We start from the raw sequence: 14,706 nt of genomic DNA on the forward strand, positions 1-14,706 counted from the left end.
TTTTTTTGGTATTTTTGTAGTGAAGCAAATACTAAAGAATTTGATTTTTTTATCCCTTTTAAAGAAATCAGTAAACTAAGACTTCAGTGGTTTCATTTTAATTAATGCATCATTTTTGCGAAAAATTAGAATACTACAAAGAAGATAAAATTACACTATGATAGAATTTTTCAAGCATTTTTTACAAGAATTCGAATTACCATTAAGCAACCCAGTATTGATTTTCTCGTTGATACTTTTCATTATTTTATTATCCCCGATTTTATTAAAGAAAATAAATATTCCCGGTATTATTGGTCTTATTATTTCCGGAGTCATCATAGGGCCTCACGGGCTTAATATTCTGGCAAAAAACTCGGCCGTAGATTTATTTTCGACTATCGGGCTTTTGTATATTATGTTTATTGCCGGTCTGGAACTCGATATGAACGAATTTAAAGCCAACAGGAACAAGAGTTTGCTGTTTGGCTTGTTTACCTTTATTTTTCCGCTTTCGATTGGTTTTCCGGTTTGTTTTTACTTACTGAATTACGATTTTAATGCGAGTTTTTTAACGGCGAGCATGTTTGCCACGCATACCCTCGTTGCTTATCCGATTGTGAGTAAGCTCGGAATTGCCAAAAATCAGGCAGTTGCCATAACGGTTGGGGGAACAATCCTTACCGATACTGCGGTTTTGATTATTCTGGCCGTGATTATGGGAAGCAGTCAGGGAAACCTGAACCAGGCTTTCTGGATAAAATTAGGCGTTTCACTGGCCATTTTCTCCGCCATTATGTTTCTGGTCATTCCGAGGATTGCCAAATGGTTCTTCAAAAAACTGGAAAGTGAAAAACATGCACACTATATCTTTGTACTCTCTGTCGTTTTCTTCGCCGCATTTTTGGCAGAAGTAGCGGGAGTGGAGCCGATTATTGGTGCTTTCGTTGCCGGTTTGGCATTAAACCCTTTAATTCCGCATTCGTCTGCCCTGATGAACCGGATTGAGTTTATCGGAAATTCATTGTTTATTCCGTTCTTCCTGATTTCTGTTGGTATGCTGGTGGATATCAGTGTGATTTTAAGTGGGCCGACTGCCTTGATTGTAGCCGGGACACTAAGTGTTGTCGCTATTTTCGGAAAGTGGATTGCCGCCTTTTTTACACAGGTCGTTTTTAAATATACCAAAACCGAAAGACAGCTTATTTTCGGACTGAGCAGTGCACATGCCGCAGCAACCCTGGCCGTTATTCTGGTTGGATTTAAAGCTAAAATACTGGATGAGAATATCCTTAACGGGACGATTATCCTAATTTTAATAACCTGTATCGTGGCTTCTTTCGCTACTGAAAAAGCGGCCAAGAAAATTGCAATCTGCGAAGAAGAAGTTTCCCATGAAGACACCAATAAGGACCAGATCTTAGAAGAGCATATTTTGATTCCTCTGGCCAAGACTTCGGCAACGGCGAGCCTGCTCGATTTTGCACTTTTAATAAAAGATAAGAAATCTGCCAATCCGGTGACGTTGTTAACGATCGTACCAAATAATGATCAGGCCGAGATTAATATCCTGAAATATAAAAAAGCGGTGGATAAGTTTGTTATTCAGGGCTCTGCCTCAGAAGTAAAAATCAATACCATTGCCCGAATTGATCACAATCCAGCAAGCGGAATTGCACGTACTTCAAAAGAAATTATGGCGGATATTGTCATTATAGGCTGGCCAAGAAAAACAGGTTTCCTGGATAAGATTTTTGGAGAAAATGTAGATTCAATCATTAACAATGTCGACAAAAGCCTCTTTATCTGCAGGTTTCAAAAAACATTTATAGAAGAAAAGAGACTGGTTTTTATTTGCCCGCCTTTTTCGGAAAGGGGAATTGGATTTCATCTTTTGCTTCAGAAAATTTGTCGTTTGTCCCAGGAATTAAGTGTTCCGATTGTGATTTATGCGGAATACAAAACGCATCAGGCGATTTCGCAGATTGCCACGAATCTGAGACTGAATGCGAAATTAGGTTTTAAAAGTATTCTGGACTGGGAAGATTTTGAAGCGATTTCAGATGAAATCACGCCAACGGATCTGATTGTGTTTAATTTATCCCGTAAAGGGTCTGTTTCGTATCAGTCGATCTTTGATAAACTGCCCCAGAAATTCGAAAAATCATTTGATGATAATAACCTGATTTTGGTGTATCCACAAGACGACAGAAAAGAAAGCGCCATGGATGCGTACGAGGATTTTACAGCAACACCACTTACAAAAGGTATCGAAGCGATTGAACAGATTGGTAGAGGTTTGGGAAGTATTTTAAAAAAAGGCTAGAATAATTGGTATGACAAAGAATTTTTTTATCATAATAGCGATGTCTGTAACGCTAATGACATCAGGACAAAATAAAATGAAACAGGCTGACGAACTTATAAATAAAACGGATCCGGGATGGGCGGTTGTAGAAGGCTGGATTAAAAATGCAAAAAATAAAGTAGAGATTCTGCCGACAGAGCCATCGAAAGCAAAAGAAGCGCTGTATCATACTCAGGTTACCACCCAGTCTGCCATGGGAGCAATTGTTTTTATGACCGGCGGACTTTTAATCGATGATGGCTGGATAAGAATTTTAGGTTCCGGAAATGCAAAATTCAACAGAACACTGCCAGACTGGAATAAAGGAAAATCATTTAAGGAATTTGGTGAAACGCCTGCATTCTTATTAATTGCAGATGATGCCATCGGAGGTTTCTATCTTATGAACGGCGGGGCGTTGGGTACTGATGTAGGGATGATTTATTATTTTTCACCCGACAGTCTGGAATTTGAACCACTTGAAATCAATTATCCGGAATTCCTGCAGTTTTGTTTTAATAATGACCTGGAGAAATTCTATGAAGGAAGCAGATGGAAAGGGTGGAGAGCAGAAGTTTCGAAATTAAAAGGTGATGAAGTTTTTAATTTTTATCCTTTTCTGTGGAGTAAAGAAGGAAGTGATATCGATAAAAATGCAAGAAAAATTATTCCCATTGCCGAACAATACAGCCTGAACCTGGATTTAAGAAAACAAATGGGTTTTGATAGATAAACTTTTATTGAACCGTAATTTTAAAAAGCATAAAAATGGAACATAAGATCAAATCAATCCGGCCTTTTATTGGTGCTAAGGATTTCGAATTGTCGAGAAGTTTTTATCGTGACCTTGGATTTGAAGAAACGGTTTTAGAAACTAATTTTTCTGTTTTTAAAAGTGGTGCAATTGCCTTTTACCTTCAGGATTACTACGCAAAAGAGTGGATCGAAAACACGATGATTTTTCTTGAAGTCGATGATGTGGATCGTTATTACCAGGAATTGCTGGCGCTCAACGTAACGGAAAAATACGGGATAAAATTAACTCCAATACGCCATTTGGATTGGGGAAGCGAATGTTTTTTGCACGATCCGTCGGGTGTTTTATGGCACTTTGGGAAGTTTAATGAATAGTTTTTTGCCACGAATTTCACGAATTGGCACGAATTTTTAGCAATTTTACATATCTGATTCATGAAATTGCTTCGCCTGCTCGTTGCCGATCGGGTTGTGGCAAAAAAACTACGCTGAAAAAATCAAAGAATGAAATCTGCCAAATGAATGGTGTTTCCTTTTCTCTGATACCAGTCATTATACACTAATTCCAGATTTTCAACTTTAAATTCGCCAAAATCAAAATCACGGAATTTTTCGACAACCTGTATCAATTCCTCCGGATGCTGTAGTTCTTCCTGAAAACGCATTATAGTAGCATGTGCCGCAGTAATGGTATAGCGACTGTCTATAGTTTGCTGCAAGCCCGAATTTTTAAAATCATCACGCAGTTTGTCACGAAGGTTATTGAGCGATTCATCCGTTGGGAAACCCTGAATCATCAAGGCAGAAGGAGAAGCTGTAACACCTTTGAATTTAATTGTAATACCATCCAGATCCACCAGGCTTTTACAAATAACCCCGATGTAGTCGTTAGGTGAAATCTGATCTAAACGAAATTCCTCCGAACACGAAATAATTGACATTACCGTGATATGAATATCGGAATCAGGGTAATAATATTGTGTGGGTTCTACTTCTTTTAAAGCGGCTAAAAACAACTGAATGTTTGCTTTTACGGCGTCGTTTGGACGAATGAGTAGTGTTATTCCAAAACGGGAATCTGTTTCATTATTGATCTGTGGATCTAAAGTATAATTTCCGGAACGAATAGCTTTGGAAGATTTTTTATAGAGCTGATTATAATGTTCGGTCAGATTCATTCGGCTATTTATTTTTTGCTTTTTCCAGATTTTCTTTTACCCTGAATTTTACAATTTTGGTAATTAAGGCAAATGGCATTGCTTCATTTAAAGGAAATTGTACAGAACCTTTTCCGGATTTGTATTTTGAAAGTTCTTCCTTAAAATTTTCATGACCAGTAGGTAAAGCGTACAGGCCGATGTGTTTTTTGAAAGCAGCAAAATAAACGACAATTCCGTTTTGCTCAAAAGCCGGCATCGCGTAACTAATTTTTTCTTTGGCATCCGGAGCGGCTTTCTGAATCGTCACGCGGATTTTTTCCAGAATTTCCTGCACTTCAGTTGGAAAACCGCCAATGTATTCGTCTATATTTTCGGGTTTTTTGGTATCCATTTTTGGTTGTTTTTGTTTCAGGTTTCAAGTTTCAAGTTTCAAGTTTCAGGTTTGAAGTTTCAAGTTTCAGGTTGTCCACAGAACCTGAGACTGAGACTGCCACTGAGACTGCGACTGCCACTTCCTAACTTACGCCAGCCCTTTCGGGAATCTGTCCAGTACCAGATTAAGCTGAATATGATGTTCTAAATAGGCTTTTGCGCCCGCTAAAACCAACGTAAAACCTTCAGTTGAATTTCTGACCTGATCAATTATTTTATCAGAATCTCCTTTTAAACCGGAATTGGTGATGCTTACAAAAGTTTCATTTTCATCTAAAGGAGTAAAGATCCATTCTACTAAAGTGATTTCATCCGGATTTCCCCATTCGATTACAATCTTCTGGTTTTCCTTTATGACTTTCGTCAGGACCGTCAGTGAAAAGCCATACATTTCCCAGGTCCATTCCGTAGACTGGTCTTCTTCTAATTTTCCCGAACCTTTGGTAAACCAAAATTTACTGGTGATTTCGGGATTTATAAAAGCCTGAAAAACTTCTGAAACAGGTTTTCTGATCAGCATTTCGGCTTTTGCGAATTTGTTGTTCTCTGTTTTCATAATTGGTAGTTTGTAAAATGTCTGTTGTGAAAAGTAAAAAGTAAAGTCAACTCTGAAACTGAAACTGAGCCCTGAGACTGAGACTGAGCCCTGAGACTTTTTTACCAAACCCCTAATTTAATAAAAAGGATCTATACTTTCTCTTTATCAATCCATTTTCCAACAGTCGGTGCAACGTAATGCTTCATCTTATCCAATAAATCATCAATATTATCACTTACCAGAAGCATCTCTTTATTGACGTTTTTCAAAAAGCCTTTATCCACCATGGTCTGGGTCAGTTCTAGTAAAGAATCATAAAAACCATCGATGTTTAAAATCGCAATCGGTTTTTTGTGCAAGCCTAATTGTGCCCAGGTCAGCATTTCAAACAGTTCTTCGAGCGTTCCAAAACCACCCGGTAGTGCAATTACGCCATCGCATAAATCACTCATTTTGGTTTTTCTTTCATGCATGCTTTCGACCAGGATTAATTCGGTCAGGCCCTGATGTGCAATTTCTTTGGAACGCAGGAAATCGGGTAAAACACCAATTGCTTTTCCACCTTCATTTAGGATTCCGTCTGCTACGGCACCCATTAAACCCACGTTTGCTCCGCCATACACTAATTCTATATTGTGTTTGGCTAATGTTTTTCCAAGAAGGGTCGCTTGTTCTTTATATATTTCTTCCGTTCCAAAACTGGAACCGCAGAAAACAGTGATTCTTTTCATTTTTATTCTTTTTATTGTTCTTTTTTTATCTCGTAGACAAAATTATGACGGGAGGGTTCGTTGTAATACGCTACATCTATTTCTTCTACTTTTACGGCACCTAGTTTTTCTATTGCTTTTTGCGAACGGTAATTTTCTGCCCCGATATGAAACTGAACTTTGTCGACCGTTTTAAAAGCATAATCCAGCATCATCTTCTTTACCTGTGTATTAAATCCGGTACCCCAAAAGTTTCTTCCGTAAAAAGTATAACCGATAAAAACACTCTTGTTTTCCGGTTCATAGTCATAAAAACGGGTACTTCCGGCTATTTCGCCTGTATTTTTATCGACAATAAGAAACGCGCCTTTGCTTTCCATGGCACCTTCAAAGAAATTTTGGAAAACCTCTCTTTCATAGCGGTTTTTGTTCGGATGCTGCTCCCAAATCAAAGGATCGGATGCGACTTTATAAAGTTCCTCAAAATGATTTTCCTGCAAAGGAATTAATTTGACCAGATTATCTTCTAAAATTTCTGGCTGCAGATTTAAGAGGGATGTATTCATGTTTAGCTGTTTTAAAATTATATTTTTTTGATCTGGACACAGGAAACATTTTCCAGTTTTACCGCTTTTCCTGCTTTTTTAAGTAATCCGGTTTTTGGATTTCGTTTAAAAACAATCACATTTCCGGTAATGACATTGGATGCGATCAGGAATTTGCCGGTTTCATCTATTGCAAAGATCCGGGGATGTTTCCCTAAAGTCGATTGGTAGCCGATGTTGGTTAAAATCCCTTTGTCATCAATCGAAAAAATGGCAATATTGTTTTCTTTCCCCCTGTTGGTGGCATATAAAAATTTCCCGTCGGGCGAAATATGAATGTCTGAACTTTCAAAACCTTCAGTAATAGCATCCGTATGGGTACTGATGTGCTGGATTTTTTTTAAAGTTCCGTTTTCATATTCGTAAGCACTGATTGATCCTGACATTTCCTCGATACAATACCCAAATTTTTGATTCGGATGAAAAGTGAAATGGCGCGGCCCGCTTTCCGGAGCTGTTTTGGTAAAAGGAACGGTAGCTTCAATCAAAGGCTGTTTCAGGGTTGCATCAAATTGGTAACAACGTATTTTATCAGCACCTAAATCAGGAAGGAACAGATAATCATATTGTGGTGAAAATACAGTGGAATGCACGTGTGAACGAGTTTGCCTTTCTTTGTGAACGCTTCCATCTGTATATTGAAAATTTTGCGCCATCGAATCTATTGCGCCATTTTCCAGCAAAGGATGAACCGAAACACTTCCTTCGGTATAATTGCCGTTTACCAGCCATTTACCATTTTTATGAACGGAAACATAAACCGGATTTTCGCCCCCGCTGGACTGTTTATTGAGGAAAGTAAGTGTTTTATTTTTGGGACTGAATTCAAAGCTGCTGACGCTTCCTGCATTTGGGGTTTTGCTGTCTGTACAGGCGTACACGTATTTTCCGTTTGGCGATACGGTCAAAAAAGATGGATTAATGAGGTCCTTTGCCGAAGTTATTTTGGTTAGTTTTCCGTTTAAAGTATCCAGCTGATATACCACAATAGATTCCGCTGCTTTGTCCCTGTTGTATGAACCTAAAAAGACATACGTATTTTGGGAAAAAGCAGCAAATGTAGCCAGAAAGGCAATTAGTAAGAGATTGGTTTTTAGTTTCAAGTTTTCGGTTTTGGTTGTTTTAATCATTTAGTGTACGCCTTTCCACCATTGTTGAAATTCTTGTTTCTCATTTTTGAGTTCCACTAATTCGCCAATCCTTGGTGTCACTAATGGAATCGGATTTTCTGATAAAGCATTTAATTCCGTTACTTTTTTCAATGGTTCATCCCACGGATGCAGGGCCAGTGCAAATTTTGAGGAATGTACCGGGAAGACTCTTTTTGCCTTTAGGTCTTTCATGGCTTTGATGACATCTTCAGGCAAATTATGGATGTACTTCCATGCAGGATTGTACTGGCCGTTATCGATGAGTACCAGATCAAAAGGGCCAAATTTAGCACCAATGTCTGCAAAGTGCGTATCGTAACCGCTGTCGCCGCCAAGATACATTTTAAAATTGCTGGTTTCTAATACAAATGAAGTCCAGAGCGTATTGCAGCGTTTAAGCCCCCTGCCCGAAAAATGTCGGGAAGGAGTGGTGTAAAGTGTAAGATTTGCATCCAGTTCTATTTTTTCATGCCAGTCTTTTTCAATAATCGCATTTTTTGGAAATCCCCAAAATTCAAAGTGTGAACCCACACCAAGCGCACAGATTACTGTTTTTATTTTTGGTTTCAGTTGCAAAATCGTTGTGTAATCCAGATGATCATAATGATCGTGTGTGATTAATAAATAATCAATTGGAGGAAAATCATCGGCCGTATAAATATCAGTTCCTTTAAATGCTTTTGTAGTTCCGTAAATTGGGGAGGCATTACCGCTAAAAACGGGATCTATTAAAAAACGTTTTCCTTCAAGCTGAATAAAGTAAGAAGAATGCCCAAACCAGACTAAGACATCCTGATCAATAGGAAGTTCCAGTAAATTGGTTTTAATCGAAGGAATTAAATCGGTCGGAATTTTTCGGTGTACTTTTTTAAACAAAAAATTAGAAATTACATCAAAATAGCCATAACCTTCTGCAAGTTCGGGCGTGAAGTTTTCGTTTTCGAATCTGCCATTTTTAAATTGTGGCGATTTTTGAATCAGGGCCAGTCTTTCGCCAGCTGGCTTTTTACCATAGCGCGGATGTTTGAAAACGTAAATAAGAACAAGGACTAAAAGAATAAGTAGGATAAAAGTGAGGGTCATAGTTTATTGGGGTGGATATAATTTATTTAAGTTTTCAACGGAAAGCGAAATCATTTTTTTGAGGACCTCAATATTGATATCCGCTATTTTTTGGATGTAAATACAGCCTTTTCCTGATTTGTGTTTTCCAAGCTGGGAAAGTAATTCTTCCCTGTTTTCGGGTTCCAGATAACAATAAAACGAGATGGCAGCTTTTCTTGGCGAAAAAGCCACAAGCGGCGCATCACCTTCATGACCGCTGGCATATTTATAATGGTAGGTTCCGAAACCAATAATCGCTGCGCCCCACATTTTTGGTGTATACCCGGTTTGTTGCTGCATCAGTCTGACCAGTTCCAATGAGTCGTTTCTCTTTGTTGAATCTTCGACAGCGTTGATAAAATGAGTCACACTGTTTTCGGTTTCTGTCGTTTTATTTTGTGCCACTTTTTTGTTATTTAAATTAGTCTCAGTTTTTGGTCTCGGTTTTCAGTCTCAGTCTCAGTCTCAGTTTTCAGTCTCAGTCTCAGTCTCGGTCTCAGTTTTCAGTCTCAGTTTTCGGTGTCATCCTGAGCGAAGTCGAAGGACTTTCCGTTGCGGGGCTTCGACTTCGCTCAGCCGGACAGATTTTTAGTTTTTATTCTCAGTCGCGGTCACAGTTTTCAGTCTCAGTTTTCAGTCTCAGTTTTCAGTCACAGTTTTCAGTCTCAGTTGCAAACTGCGACTGAAAACTGTGACTGTGACTAAAAACTAAAACATCCCGTTTTCATTGACCATTTCGGGAGGGACGGCTTGTCCTAAATCCCAGAGCTCTATTATTTTATCGGATTCAAACCTGAAAATATGAACTACAGCAATACCGCGATCGTTGCTGTTTTGCTTTACATGCGAATGTACGGCAACCATATCTTTATCTCCAATAGTATGATGAATTTCAAAAATCTTATTTGGATTTTGTCTTGACGATTCCTCCATGGCCAGCATCAAAGTATTGGCATCTCCTTTAAAATAAACATTATGATGCTTAAAATTGGTACCCACATAAAGCCGGAAAGCCTCATGTGAATGCCCTTTTGCAGCCAGTTTCAAAAAGTCCTTTGCAATATATTTCTTAGTCATGATTCCAAAAATTTAAAAGCTAACTAAGTTAAGAAATAACAGCCTAGGAATTTAAAAATTATTGCTTTATTAACTTTTCGCGTAAGATGATGCAGCGAATTTATGAAAATTAGGAATGGTAATCCGGATCAGGAGATTTCTTTATTCAGTTAAAAGATTGCCTGAATTCTAAAGGGGAGAAGGTGGTTTTGGTTTTGAATAATTTACTGAAAGACTGCTGATGCTCAAAACCGAGCTCGTAAGCAATTTCGCTGATGGATAAATCGGTTGTGGAAAGTTTTTCCTTGGCTTTTTCGATCAGTTTATCATGAATGTGCTGCTGTGTGCTCTGACCTGTGAGTGTTTTCAGCAATACGCTTAAATAATTGGGAGTGACATGTAAGGCTTCTGCAATGTAATGCACTGTTGGCAAGCCGTTTTTAGCCAATGTGTTGGTGCTGAAATATTCCTCCAGCAGGTTTTCCAGACGGGCCAGAATCTGATGATTGCTTATTTTACGTGTAATGAACTGGCGGTTGTAAAAACGTTCGGCATACGTGAGCAGCAATTCAATCTGAGCGATAATAACCTCCTGGCTGAATTTATCAATATTCGACTGGTATTCCTGCTGAATGTTTTTGATGATATTGATAATCATTTTTTCTTCTTTCTCCGATAGGTGCAGGGCTTCATGAACCGAATAGCCAAAATACTCGTATTGTTTGATTTTTTTGGCAAGCGGTGTATTCCATAAAAAATCAGGATGGATCAATAAAGACCATCCTGTATGTTGTAATTCTGCATTACCTTCTATAGAAAAAACCTGACCCGGCGAAAGAAATAACAAAACGCCTTCCTTAAAATCGTACTCCTGCTGCCCGTATTTCATTTTGGCATTTGCACCTCGTTTTAGTGCAATCGAATAAAAATCAAGCATGAGGCTTCGCGGTTCATCTTCGTTCAGATATTTTAAATCTTCGAAATTATAAACGCTCACTAAAGGATGCTCGGGTTTTGGCAAATTACGAAACTGATGAAATTCGCTGATGCTTTTTATTCGGAGCGGTTGTAGATTTGCCATAGTCTAAGGTACTTATTTCTGATTATAAACGGAAGCGAATTCTTTGGCATAATCAGCCAGTTTTGTTTTTCCCATTACTGCTGGCCTGTTTTGGTAGTAGTCTTCCCCCAGTAAACCATTGTAAAGTCCGGCGTACATTTCTATCAGTCCTGCTGCAATTTTGGGCTGCATGCCTACATTTATTAATCCGTTTAAGGCTTCTTCATCACTGATCAGAACCCATTTTAAATCGGGTTTTCCAATGGCTTCGCCTAAAATACGGGCCGTTTCGTCACCTGTAAGTTCTTCGCTTGCAACATAACGTACTTTTTTTCCGTTAAGCGGGGTGGTGATTTCTTCTGCAATGGCAGCGGCAATATCATTTGGAGAAACCCACGGCACCATTTTGTCAGCTCCGTAATTCGTAGCAATAACTCCCTGAAATTTAATCTGCGGAATATAAGCTTCTAAATTATAAAAGAATGAAGTCGGACGCATAAAGGTAATGGAGACATCAAGCTTTTTTAAAACGGTTTCGATTTCATTATAACGCTGAATAATTCCGGAATTTTGTTCTAAATGTGCGCCAATACTGCTTAAGAAAACGACGCGTTTTACACCTGATTTTTCAATAGCTTCAGCATAATTATCTCCAATTTTTCGGGTAAAAGCATCCAGATCAAGATTTGGGTCAAAATAATTTGAACGCGGAATCATGCAATATACCGTATCTGCTCCCGTAAAAGTTTTGGTTAAAAAAGCTGCATCTTCAACGGAGCCAATGGCTGCCGAAGCCCCTAAATTTTCAATTTCTGCCTGTTTTTCAGTGCTGGTGCTGATTACCGTCACTTCATGTCCTTTTTGCACTAACTCCTGAGCCAGTGGCTTGCTGATGTTCCCTAAAGAACCTGTAATTATAATTTTCATCTGTATGTTATTTTATAATACAAAGTTGCGTAAGATTCAAAGAACAGATTTAGCCAAAACTATTATTGTCGTAGCCAGAAAGTGGCTTTTTTTAGATTTTTAGATTGTTAGATTTTTAGCTTTTTGGATTTTTGGATTGTTGTGTTTTTAGATAGTTGGACTATTGGATTGAAAATTTGGAATTTGGAATTTAATTTTTGGAATTTAAATTTTTCACCCCTAATATTCCTTCACATCATCAATCAAAAATGATTTTCCGGATTCGATAACTTTGATGTCTCTTTTGTAGGTGGCTTTATATTGGGTATCTTTCATGATGACCTGAAAGATATATACATTTCCTTTAGCACTTGATAATTCACATTTAGAAACCATAATTTTTCCCCAGTCCTGACCAGAGATTAGAAAACCATCATATCCGACATGTTTTACATCATATTTCTTTTTCCATTTTTTATTGAATTGTTCTAATGTCAGGCTTTCTTCGCCCATATCGATATTCATCGCGTCGGATTTGTATTCGTTATAACTTTTTGTCGTTATGGAACTCATATCGGCAGATTCCTGTTTAAAGAAATTTTCAATAGCTTTTACAAGCCATTTTTTGGCCAGTTCACTTTTGTCGAAAGTCATTTCTTTAGGGTTGCCAAGTACGGGCTGATGTACTTTTGGGCTTGCGTACGAGAAAAAGAAAATCAGCTGAAGTGCCAGTACAATTTTTATTTTATTCATTTTAAGGCTGGATTATCGTTTTATTTTATTCGAACGTATTCCGATTGATAGCAATCATGACATTCATCGTTTAGAAATAATTTGTTGTCTTTAATTTCAAAAGACTGACTTGGCCTGTCTTCGATGACAATCATTTTTTTATTGTCACCATAAATCGAATTCTGGGTTTTTATTTCAAAAGTATTTTCAGAGAGCAATTTTCCATTTTCATATCTTTTTATAGCGGAGTTTGAAATTTCAATAGTCATTGTCTTTTTCTCGGATGCGGGTGTAAGCGTTGAACCTATAAATCCGCCCGTTGAACTGACCCAGTTCCACTTTCCGTTTAAGGAGTTTTCACTGGAAGCACCTGTAGTACTGCTGCTGCTACAGGAAAGCAATTGAAAGAATACCAATAGGAAAGCAATTTTTTTTATCATTTTTAGTTCTGGATTTTTAGGGTTTAAGAAGCCCTGTTTATTATTTTCTGGTGAGATCTGTAATTAATAACGGATTGTTTTCTTTTAATTCCTGTACTACTTCTTCAACCGTTCTGCTGCCTTCTTTTATAGCGTCAAATTCTGCGGTAGTAATTCCGACGATTTGCAGAAACGTAACTTCACCGTGCGGCGTTTCTATTTTTTCGATTTCGGGATCGGTTACAAATAGCAAGCCGGTGATTTCGGTTTCGGTATCGAGTCGGATAGGTCCGTTTGCAGGCATATAATGAAACTCCTCAAACCAGTTTCCGCTGCTAAACACGTATTTGGCGATGTTTTGCAGCAGCGCCACTGCCCAGCCCGGGTTTTCAGTGTCACCGGCAAAGGGTTTTAATCTGAAAGTAAGTTCAAATCCCCATTTACTGTATTCACTGTCTAATTTTTCTTCATCATAATACAATTCCGAAAAACCATAGGTTACAAAATGAAAATGATCCGTTTGCTTTTTGCTTTCGTAAATACTCACGCCGTCCAGTGGGTGTTCTCCACCCAGCATATACGATATCGCCGGAGCAAAATGTTTGGGCTCCTGATTTGGGTAAAGGCGGTCGAATTGTTTATCGATTTCCAGCCATCCCACAGCATCGTCTTCTGTAAATTCTTTTTTGTATTCTTCTAATGTCATGTTTTCGAAAAATTTAAATAGTTCGGTTTTGTAAAATATCTTTTAGTCAGGAAAACGTATTGTTTCAACTAATTTAAAATAAAATTTTAGATATTGCTGTCTTAAAGTGAAGGATTTACTTTATTGTATTTTTTGAAAGTAGTGGTAAGATGATGGACAAAATCTTTGGTGTATTGGCCCGTTTTGTCGAGATCAGGATCTAAAATGGTGATTTCAAGCCCGGTCAACTGATCACTTTGAAACAAATAGGAGGTAAGTTCATTAAATTCCTCATAAGTAAGACCGTCCGGAGTGCGGCTGTCTACGCAGGGCATTATGGAATCGTTTAAAACGTCTGCATCTATATGAAGCCAGAATCCGTCGAGGTTTTTATTTTCAACTTCAGAAAGAAAAGACTGAATGCAGTTTGAAATGCCTTGTTTTCGTAATTCCTGCAGGCTTACATACGTCGCGGAAGAGTTGCGAATTTCATTTTCATAGGCATCATCATATTCGCGGTTGCCCACGCACCAAAGGTTTTCTTCTTTTATATAAGGTTTTAAATCGAGTATATTGGTGAGTTTTTCAGGTCCGTTTCCTGTTGCGATTGAAGCTGCCATTCCGCCCACACCTCCAGTTTCGGATAAGGAAACGTCCATGAAATCGGTATGTCCGTCGAGATAAAATAAGCCGTAATTTCCTTTTTGTTTTAAAGCAATAGCAACTCCGAGGAGGATACTGCAATCTCCTCCCAGTACAAATGGAAGTTTATTCTGGGAAAGTAAGTTGTTGATTAAGTAAGCCTGTTCTCTGGCGTAATCTGCCAGCGAATTGGCATTGAGAATTTGCGTTTTGGTGTCTCTGTTATTTGAATACTTTGGCGCATCAAGTCTTATGGTATTTTTGGGCTGAATGATTTTGTGTAAATTATGTTTCCACAACCAATCAGGCAGGTTTTTTACGCCCGGTTCTTTTCCGGGCTGCGGTTCTTTTAATCCCAAATTGGATGGAAATTCAACAATATAAATCTCTTTCATAACCTTATTATTTAGTGATAAAGTTATTG

At 38.2% G+C, this 14,706-nt stretch carries 18 protein-coding genes; 3 read left to right on the top strand and 15 right to left on the bottom strand.

All coding sequences use genetic code 11. The annotated features are described in order from the left end of the window. The first annotated feature begins 157 nt into the window (after window positions 1–157). From LPB89_RS09780 to LPB89_RS09790, 3 genes are read left to right on the top strand one after another with little or no spacing between them, the layout of a single operon-like run. The gene (locus tag LPB89_RS09780) at window positions 158–2,305 is read left to right on the top strand and encodes a cation:proton antiporter (protein ID WP_230701561.1); all 2,148 of its coding nucleotides are present in this window, start codon (window positions 158–160) and stop codon (window positions 2,303–2,305) included. 10 nt (window positions 2,306–2,315) lie between these two features. Next, complete coding sequence (locus LPB89_RS09785; protein ID WP_230701562.1) at window positions 2,316–3,059, top strand: DUF2625 domain-containing protein; 744 nt, start codon at window positions 2,316–2,318, stop codon at window positions 3,057–3,059. 35 nt (window positions 3,060–3,094) lie between these two features. Beyond that, window positions 3,095–3,457, top strand: a complete 363-nt coding sequence (locus tag LPB89_RS09790) for a VOC family protein (RefSeq protein WP_230701563.1) — start codon at window positions 3,095–3,097, stop codon at window positions 3,455–3,457. Window positions 3,458–3,579: 122 nt separating this feature from the next. Here LPB89_RS09790 and LPB89_RS09795 read toward each other — a convergent pair whose 3' ends face one another. The 15 genes from LPB89_RS09795 to LPB89_RS09865 all read right to left on the bottom strand — a co-directional run bounded on the left by LPB89_RS09795 (window position 3,580) and on the right by LPB89_RS09865 (window position 14,677). After that, on the bottom strand, window positions 3,580–4,260 hold the full coding sequence (locus LPB89_RS09795; protein WP_230701564.1) for a 2'-5' RNA ligase family protein: 681 nt from the start codon (window positions 4,258–4,260) through the stop codon (window positions 3,580–3,582). A 4-nt stretch (window positions 4,261–4,264) separates the two neighbouring features. After that, the gene (locus LPB89_RS09800; protein ID WP_127338619.1) at window positions 4,265–4,633 is read right to left on the bottom strand and encodes an iron chaperone; all 369 of its coding nucleotides are present in this window, start codon (window positions 4,631–4,633) and stop codon (window positions 4,265–4,267) included. Between the two features lie 129 nt (window positions 4,634–4,762). Beyond that, complete coding sequence (locus LPB89_RS09805; RefSeq protein WP_230701565.1) at window positions 4,763–5,230, bottom strand: SRPBCC family protein; 468 nt, start codon at window positions 5,228–5,230, stop codon at window positions 4,763–4,765. A 131-nt stretch (window positions 5,231–5,361) separates the two neighbouring features. Continuing rightward, the gene (locus LPB89_RS09810) at window positions 5,362–5,943 is read right to left on the bottom strand and encodes a TIGR00730 family Rossman fold protein (RefSeq protein ID WP_230701566.1); all 582 of its coding nucleotides are present in this window, start codon (window positions 5,941–5,943) and stop codon (window positions 5,362–5,364) included. An 11-nt stretch (window positions 5,944–5,954) separates the two neighbouring features. Beyond that, window positions 5,955–6,488 carry a GNAT family N-acetyltransferase gene (locus tag LPB89_RS09815; protein ID WP_230701567.1) on the bottom strand — a complete coding sequence of 178 codons (534 nt, stop codon included), beginning with the start codon at window positions 6,486–6,488 and terminating at the stop codon, window positions 5,955–5,957. A 17-nt stretch (window positions 6,489–6,505) separates the two neighbouring features. Next, the gene (locus LPB89_RS09820; protein ID WP_230701568.1) at window positions 6,506–7,630 is read right to left on the bottom strand and encodes a lactonase family protein; all 1,125 of its coding nucleotides are present in this window, start codon (window positions 7,628–7,630) and stop codon (window positions 6,506–6,508) included. 27 nt (window positions 7,631–7,657) lie between these two features. Continuing rightward, window positions 7,658–8,761, bottom strand: a complete 1,104-nt coding sequence (locus LPB89_RS09825) for an MBL fold metallo-hydrolase (RefSeq protein ID WP_230701569.1) — start codon at window positions 8,759–8,761, stop codon at window positions 7,658–7,660. Window positions 8,762–8,764: 3 nt separating this feature from the next. Then, on the bottom strand, window positions 8,765–9,187 hold the full coding sequence (locus tag LPB89_RS09830) for a DUF1801 domain-containing protein (RefSeq protein WP_230701570.1): 423 nt from the start codon (window positions 9,185–9,187) through the stop codon (window positions 8,765–8,767). 303 nt (window positions 9,188–9,490) lie between these two features. Beyond that, window positions 9,491–9,859 (bottom strand): nuclear transport factor 2 family protein, encoded by a 369-nt coding sequence (locus tag LPB89_RS09835; protein ID WP_230701571.1) that lies wholly within the window; start codon window positions 9,857–9,859, stop codon window positions 9,491–9,493. A gap of 145 nt (window positions 9,860–10,004) precedes the next feature. Next, on the bottom strand, window positions 10,005–10,919 hold the full coding sequence (locus LPB89_RS09840; RefSeq protein ID WP_230701572.1) for an AraC family transcriptional regulator: 915 nt from the start codon (window positions 10,917–10,919) through the stop codon (window positions 10,005–10,007). 12 nt (window positions 10,920–10,931) lie between these two features. After that, complete coding sequence (locus LPB89_RS09845) at window positions 10,932–11,825, bottom strand: NAD(P)H-binding protein (protein WP_230701573.1); 894 nt, start codon at window positions 11,823–11,825, stop codon at window positions 10,932–10,934. A 219-nt stretch (window positions 11,826–12,044) separates the two neighbouring features. Next, window positions 12,045–12,557, bottom strand: coding sequence for a hypothetical protein (locus tag LPB89_RS09850; protein ID WP_230701574.1), 513 nt, complete (start codon window positions 12,555–12,557; stop codon window positions 12,045–12,047). A 20-nt stretch (window positions 12,558–12,577) separates the two neighbouring features. Then, window positions 12,578–12,976, bottom strand: a complete 399-nt coding sequence (locus LPB89_RS09855) for a hypothetical protein (RefSeq protein ID WP_230701575.1) — start codon at window positions 12,974–12,976, stop codon at window positions 12,578–12,580. A gap of 40 nt (window positions 12,977–13,016) precedes the next feature. Further along, a complete protein-coding gene (locus LPB89_RS09860) occupies window positions 13,017–13,661 on the bottom strand; it encodes a suppressor of fused domain protein (RefSeq protein ID WP_127338634.1) in 645 nt (214 codons plus the stop codon). A 101-nt stretch (window positions 13,662–13,762) separates the two neighbouring features. Continuing rightward, window positions 13,763–14,677 (bottom strand): arginase family protein, encoded by a 915-nt coding sequence (locus LPB89_RS09865; RefSeq protein WP_230701576.1) that lies wholly within the window; start codon window positions 14,675–14,677, stop codon window positions 13,763–13,765. Window positions 14,678–14,706: the final 29 nt, after the last annotated feature.

Origin of the sequence: Flavobacterium sp. ENC (assembly GCF_020991415.1) — a bacterium.
Taxonomy (GTDB): domain Bacteria; phylum Bacteroidota; class Bacteroidia; order Flavobacteriales; family Flavobacteriaceae; genus Flavobacterium.

Bases quoted from the DNA above. Each gene is read 5' to 3' on its own strand.
- LPB89_RS09805 (WP_230701565.1), bottom strand. From the start codon at position 5,230: ATGAAAACAGAGAACAACAAATTCGCAAAAGCCGAAATGCTGATCAGA.
- LPB89_RS09860 (WP_127338634.1), bottom strand. From the start codon at position 13,661: ATGACATTAGAAGAATACAAAAAAGAATTTACAGAAGACGATGCTGTG.
- LPB89_RS09790 (WP_230701563.1), top strand. From the start codon at position 3,095: ATGGAACATAAGATCAAATCAATCCGGCCTTTTATTGGTGCTAAGGAT.
- LPB89_RS09840 (WP_230701572.1), bottom strand. From the start codon at position 10,919: ATGGCAAATCTACAACCGCTCCGAATAAAAAGCATCAGCGAATTTCAT.
- LPB89_RS09845 (WP_230701573.1), bottom strand. From the start codon at position 11,825: ATGAAAATTATAATTACAGGTTCTTTAGGGAACATCAGCAAGCCACTG.
- LPB89_RS09780 (WP_230701561.1), top strand. From the start codon at position 158: ATGATAGAATTTTTCAAGCATTTTTTACAAGAATTCGAATTACCATTA.
- LPB89_RS09850 (WP_230701574.1), bottom strand. From the start codon at position 12,557: ATGAATAAAATAAAAATTGTACTGGCACTTCAGCTGATTTTCTTTTTC.
- LPB89_RS09835 (WP_230701571.1), bottom strand. From the start codon at position 9,859: ATGACTAAGAAATATATTGCAAAGGACTTTTTGAAACTGGCTGCAAAA.
- LPB89_RS09795 (WP_230701564.1), bottom strand. From the start codon at position 4,260: ATGAATCTGACCGAACATTATAATCAGCTCTATAAAAAATCTTCCAAA.
- LPB89_RS09825 (WP_230701569.1), bottom strand. From the start codon at position 8,761: ATGACCCTCACTTTTATCCTACTTATTCTTTTAGTCCTTGTTCTTATT.
- LPB89_RS09800 (WP_127338619.1), bottom strand. From the start codon at position 4,633: ATGGATACCAAAAAACCCGAAAATATAGACGAATACATTGGCGGTTTT.
- LPB89_RS09855 (WP_230701575.1), bottom strand. From the start codon at position 12,976: ATGATAAAAAAAATTGCTTTCCTATTGGTATTCTTTCAATTGCTTTCC.
- LPB89_RS09865 (WP_230701576.1), bottom strand. From the start codon at position 14,677: ATGAAAGAGATTTATATTGTTGAATTTCCATCCAATTTGGGATTAAAA.
- LPB89_RS09785 (WP_230701562.1), top strand. From the start codon at position 2,316: ATGACAAAGAATTTTTTTATCATAATAGCGATGTCTGTAACGCTAATG.
- LPB89_RS09810 (WP_230701566.1), bottom strand. From the start codon at position 5,943: ATGAAAAGAATCACTGTTTTCTGCGGTTCCAGTTTTGGAACGGAAGAA.
- LPB89_RS09815 (WP_230701567.1), bottom strand. From the start codon at position 6,488: ATGAATACATCCCTCTTAAATCTGCAGCCAGAAATTTTAGAAGATAAT.